The 1,497-nt window shown below is 47.0% G+C and carries 1 protein-coding gene; it reads left to right on the forward strand.

Annotated elements, in window-relative coordinates; all coding sequences use genetic code 11:
• Positions 1-1,356 (forward strand): DASS family sodium-coupled anion symporter (locus Q7R76_07240; GenBank protein MDO8643333.1); only part of this gene is annotated, 1,356 nt, incomplete at its 5' end.
• Positions 1,357-1,497 lie beyond the last annotated feature (141 nt).

Here is a 1,497-nt window from a genome sequence, read left to right on the forward strand (position 1 = left end):
ACGCGAATGCTCGCAGTTACGGTGTGGATGGCTTTGTGGTGGCTCACCGAAGTGGTGCATCTGGCTGTTACTTCCCTCCTGCCCTTTCTGCTCATTCCCGTGCTCGGCATTGCCGATACCACCACCATTGCCAACGAATACATGGACCCTATCATGTTTTTATTTATTGGCGGATTCATCATTGCCATTGCCATTGAGCGCTGGGATCTGCACAAACGTGTGGCGCTGCGCATTCTGATGCTGGTGGGTTCTACCCCTGCGCGGATTCTTGCGGGCGTGATGCTCACTACTTATTTGATCTCGCTCTGGATCTCCAATACCGCCACTGTGATGATGATGATTTCGGCAGTGACTGCGCTTATTCTTCGGATTGAGCACGATGCTAAACATCATACACACAAACTGGCAACGGGTTTGCTCATCGGGCTTGCTTACTCCGCTACCATTGGCGGAATGGGAACGCTTGTGGGAACTCCGCCCAACATGGTGTTCTACCGTTTTTATGAAAAAGCGTTTCCTGATAATCACGATATGGATTTTGCCTCGTGGTTTGCCATTGGTTTTCCCATCTCGCTGGTGTTTTTGATTCTTGCTTTTTTTGTTTTGAAATTTTTGTTCATGCCGAAAAAAAATATTCTCACATTCCAGACTTCTTATTTCAAAGACGAATACAAAAAACTCGGCAGGATGAGTTACGAAGAAAAATCTGTTGCCGCAATTTTTGTTTGCACTGCGTTGCTTTGGTTCACGCGCTCCGATATTGATTTCGGAAGTTTCACCATGCCGGGCTGGAAAAATATTTTTCCTGCTCCAAATAATATTCAGGACGGAACAGTAGCAATCGGCATGGCATTGCTTCTGTTTTTCATTCCATCAAAATCTGAAAAAGGAAGAATGCTCATCAACTGGGACGAAGCAAAGAAACTTCCTTTTCATATCGTCCTGCTTTTCGGAAGCGGGTTTGCGCTGGCAAAAGGTTTTGAGTTATCAGGACTAAGCGAATGGCTAGCGGGAAAACTTTATTTCATGAAAGACGCGAATCCAGTCGTGCTTGTGCTGAGCGTGTGTGTGCTGGTAACGGTGATAAGCGAGTTCGCTTCCAACTTAGCGAGCATACAATTGATGCTTCCTGTTTTGCTTCCGCTTGTCGCCACACTGAATGTTCATCCGCTTTTGCTGATGCTCCCCGCCACCTTCGCTGCCTCGCTGGGTTTCATGCTTCCTGTCGCCACAGGTCCCAACACCATTGTGTTTGGAAGCGGACGAATAAAAGTAAAAGATATGATGCGGGCAGGTTTACTAATTAATATTATCGGGATACTGCTGATTACTGCAGCGATAATGTTGTGGAAGTAAAATAATTTGGGCGCACCCTTCGGATTCCCCCTTGATGAAGGGGGAAAGTTTCGGCTTTGCGAAACAGGGGGATGTCCTCAGGTCAGGCTCATCCGCTACAATCTTTGGCGTTTGTCATTCTGAGCACAAGCATAGCTTGCG

The organism is Candidatus Woesearchaeota archaeon (assembly GCA_030651375.1).
In the GTDB taxonomy this organism is placed as follows: domain Archaea; phylum Nanobdellota; class Nanobdellia; order Woesearchaeales; family UBA12501; genus JAUSFM01.